The sequence below is a fragment of the Pseudomonas sp. P5_A12 genome (assembly GCF_056400685.1).
This window is the reverse complement of record NZ_JBFUKU010000379.1, coordinates 1-4,266: the sequence shown is the minus strand read 5'-3', so window position 1 is coordinate 4,266 and position 4,266 is coordinate 1. Positions and strand designations below refer to the sequence as shown.

At 59.2% G+C, this 4,266-nt stretch carries 3 protein-coding genes; all 3 read left to right on the top strand.

The annotated features are described in order from the left end of the window. Nucleotides 1–88: 88 nt before the first annotated feature. The gene (tilS, locus tag AC1DSG_RS28265; protein ID WP_477793816.1) at nucleotides 89–1,417 is read left to right on the top strand and encodes a tRNA lysidine(34) synthetase TilS; all 1,329 of its coding nucleotides are present in this window, start codon (nucleotides 89–91) and stop codon (nucleotides 1,415–1,417) included. Between the two features lie 274 nt (nucleotides 1,418–1,691). After that, nucleotides 1,692–3,323: a CTP synthase gene (locus AC1DSG_RS28260; RefSeq protein ID WP_477793815.1), complete on the top strand. Its 1,632-nt coding sequence runs from the start codon at nucleotides 1,692–1,694 to the stop codon at nucleotides 3,321–3,323. Nucleotides 3,324–3,328: 5 nt separating this feature from the next. Further along, nucleotides 3,329–4,174 (top strand): 3-deoxy-8-phosphooctulonate synthase, encoded by an 846-nt coding sequence (gene kdsA, locus AC1DSG_RS28255; RefSeq protein ID WP_007949350.1) that lies wholly within the window; start codon nucleotides 3,329–3,331, stop codon nucleotides 4,172–4,174. Nucleotides 4,175–4,266 lie beyond the last annotated feature (92 nt).

The window sequence follows — 4,266 nt, the reverse complement described above, 5'->3', positions numbered from 1 at the left end:
CGGTATAACAGCCAACAGTTTAGTTGAATGTTAAGCCGCCATCGCGAGCAGGCTCGCTCCCACATTTGTTTTGTGCAAAGGGAGCGCTATGAGTCGGCCAATGATTGATTTGCCTGCCAGTCTTTTGCTGGAGCTTGCACCATGGCGCAATGCCAACACCTGGCGCATTGCGTTCAGCGGTGGTCTCGACTCCACTGTCCTGCTGCACCTGCTCGCCCACCTCGCAAAAAACCAATCCCTGCCAGCGCTCAGCGCCATCCATGTCCATCACGGACTTCAAGCGGCGGCCGATGCGTGGCCGGCACATTGTCAGGCCGTCTGTGATGCCTTGGGTGTGCCGCTACAGGTAGTTCACGTTCAAGTTCAGCCCGGCGCCAGCCTTGAGCGTGCCGCTCGGGATGCGCGTTACGGCGCATTCGTGGAAGCCACTCAGGCGAATGAACTGCTGCTGACCGCCCAGCACCGTGACGATCAGGCTGAAACCCTTTTGTTTCGACTGTTGCGCGGGGCAGGGGTGAGAGGTTTGTCGGGGATGCCGAGCCAGCGTCCGTTAGGGCGGGGCCATCTAATGCGGCCATTGCTGGACGTCAGTCGCGCCGAACTTGAAGCCTATGCAACAGCTCATCAGCTGAGTTGGATCGAAGACCCTTCGAACCAGGATCGGCAGTTCTCTCGCAACTACCTGCGGCATCAGGTGTTCCCGGTATTGACCGAGCGCTGGCCCCAGGCAGTGGCAACCATGGCTCGTAGCGCCGCGCACTTGAGCGAAGCACAGGCATTGCTTGATGAGTTGGCGCAAATCGATCTGGCCGAAGCGACTACGGTCAGTGATTTCGACTGGTTGGGCGTGCCCTCTCTGGCGTTGGCTTCCGTGGCAAAACTTTCCGCTGCGCGTCAACGCAATGCGCTAAGCCACTGGCTCACATCGCTGACCAGGTTGCCGGACAGCGACCATTGGTCGGGTTGGGACAATTTGCGCGATGCCACCGGTGATGCTCGCCCGGTCTGGCGACTGGCCGATGGCGAACTGCATCGTTCGGCGGGGCGGATTTGGTGGTTGTCGGGCTGTTGGCTATGCAAGCCGCCGCCTACCGTCCAATGGGCCGATCCTTCCAAGTCGCTGGCGTTGCCGGAGAACGGCGTGCTCACGCTCACCGGGCAAATCCCCGGTGGTCAGCTGCAAATCCGCTATCGTGAGGGTGGCGAGGTCATGTATTTACCTGAGCGCGGCCACCGTGACCTGAAGCGTTTGCTCAATGAATTCGGTGTTCCGGCCTTTGCCCGTGGCAGATTGCCGCTGGTCTATCGCGACGGCCAATTGCTGGCTGTGGCCAACGTACGGGGCTTGCATGGCAGTGGGCAGGAAGGCTGGCATTTGCATTGGCTGCCACCGAGCGAAGATCAAGGTTTGAGCTGAAAGGGGCTTTCCGGTAGACTACGCTCCCTTCTTGATACAACTTCTGTGGATTCGCCTGAATTGCAGGAGTTGCCGATTACCAAGCAGTCTTTGCTGGGCGATTCCAAAAAATGTGTAGCGAGCAACGTACCGGTGTTTCATCTGCCGGTCTGTCCCAACGCGGCGGTTTTTTTGAAAGGTGCACTGTGATTAATGCAGGTGATCGGGGGCTTCGGCCTTCCTTCGCTTTCCCCGGCGGCTCGGACCGCTTTAACGCAGACTTCTAGGGTTTTTCATGACGCGCTACATATTCGTCACGGGCGGTGTTGTTTCTTCATTGGGGAAAGGCATTGCCTCGGCTTCATTGGCGGCCATCCTGGAGGCGCGGGGACTTAAGGTCACCATGCTGAAGCTGGACCCGTRCATCAACGTTGACCCGGGCACGATGAGCCCGTTCCAGCACGGTGAAGTGTTCGTCACCCACGACGGCGCCGAGACTGACCTGGACCTGGGCCACTACGAGCGGTTCATCCGCACGACCATGACCCAGAACAACAACTTCACCACCGGCCGTGTCTACGAGCACGTGCTGCGCAAAGAGCGCCGTGGTGATTACCTGGGCGCCACCATTCAGGTGATCCCGCACATCACCGACGAAATCAAACGCCGGATCATCAAGGGCGCCGGCGATGCTGACGTGGCGATGGTCGAGATCGGTGGCACCGTGGGTGACATCGAATCGCAACCGTTCCTTGAAGCGATCCGCCAATTGCGTTTCGAAGTCGGCGCCAAACGCGCGATGCTGATGCACCTGACACTGGTGCCGTACATCGCCACTGCCGGCGAAACCAAAACCAAGCCGACCCAGCACTCGGTCAAGGAACTGCGTTCCATTGGCCTGCAACCAGACGTGCTGGTCTGCCGCTCCGATCACCCGATCGACATCTCTTCGCGCCGCAAGATTGCGCAGTTCACCAACGTTGAAGAACGTGCGGTGATCGCGCTGGAAGACGCCGACACCATCTACAAGATCCCGGGCATTCTGCACTCCCAGGGCCTGGATGATTTCGTCGTCGAGCGTTTCGGCCTGCAATGCGGCAGCGCTGACCTGTCCGAGTGGGAAGCCGTGGTTGACGCCAAGCTGAACCCGGAGCACGAAGTCACCATCGCGATGGTCGGCAAGTACATGGAGCTGCTGGATGCCTACAAGTCGCTGATCGAAGCGATGAGTCACGCCGGCATCAGCAACCGCACCAAGGTCAACCTGCGCTACATCGATTCCGAAGACATCGAAAACCAGGGCACCGCGCTGCTGGAAGGTGTTGACGCGATCCTCGTACCAGGCGGCTTCGGTCTGCGTGGCGTGGAAGGCAAGATCACCGCCGTTCAATACGCTCGTGAAAACAAGGTTCCGTACCTGGGCATTTGCCTGGGCATGCAAGTGGCCGTGATCGAGTTCGCTCGTAACGTGCTGGGCTGGAAAGACGCCAACTCCACCGAGTTCGATCGTGCCAGCGGCCATCCGGTCGTGGGTCTGATCACCGAATGGGAAGACGCTACCGGCGCGGTCGAAACCCGTACCGAGTCGTCCGACCTGGGCGGCACCATGCGCCTCGGCGCTCAGGACTGCCTGCTGGAACCGGGTTCGCTGGTGCACGACTGCTACGCCAAAGACGTCATCGTCGAGCGTCACCGTCACCGTTATGAAGTGAACAACAACCTGCTGCCACAAATCATGGCGGCCGGCCTGAAAATCTCCGGTCGTTCCGGTGATGGCGCGCTGGTTGAAGTGGTTGAAGCGCCGGATCACCCATGGTTCGTCGCTTGTCAGTTCCACCCTGAGTTCACCTCGACACCACGCGACGGTCACCCGTTGTTCAGCGGTTTCGTTAAAGCAGCTTTGGTTCAACACCAGAAGAAGGCGTAAATCCGATGGCGCAGAAGATCATCCGCGTAGGCGATATCGAGATTGCCAACGACAAGCCAATGGTGCTTTTCGGTGGCATGAACGTGCTGGAAAGCCGCGACATGGCGATGCAGGTCTGCGAAGAGTACGTAAAGGTCACCGAGAAACTCGGTATCCCTTATGTGTTCAAGGCCAGCTTCGACAAGGCCAACCGTTCCTCCGTGACCTCTTACCGTGGCCCCGGCCTGGAAGAGGGCATGCGGATTTTCCAGGACATCAAGCAAGCCTTCGGCGTGCCGATCATCACTGACGTCCACGAGCCTGATCAAGCCGCAGTCGTCGCTGAAGTCTGTGACATCATTCAGTTACCGGCCTTCCTGTCGCGCCAGACCGACCTCGTGGTCGCGATGGCCAAGACCGGCGCGGTGATCAACATCAAGAAAGCCCAGTTCCTCGCACCGCACGAGATGAAACACATCCTGAGCAAGTGCGTGGAAGCGGGTAACGATCAGTTGATCCTCTGCGAGCGCGGTTCGAGCTTCGGCTACAACAATCTGGTCGTCGACATGCTCGGCTTCGGCATCATGAAGCAGTTCGAATACCCGGTGTTCTTCGACGTGACCCACGCGCTGCAAATGCCTGGTGGTCGCTCCGATTCCGCCGGTGGTCGTCGTGCCCAGGTGACTGACCTGGCCAAGGCTGGCATGAGCCAGTCGCTGGCCGGCCTGTTCCTCGAAGCCCACCCGGACCCGGACAACGCCAAATGCGACGGCCCTTGTGCCTTGCGTCTGGACAAACTGGAGCCATTTCTGGCCCAGCTCAAAGCTTTGGACGAACTGGTGAAGAGTTTTCCGACGGTAGAAACCGCGTAAACCTCAATTCTCCGGTAAAGTACCGCACGATTTAATACTCAGGCCCTCGGGCCTGAGCTTTATCGTCCGCAAGTCTGCCCGCTGCTCGTCAC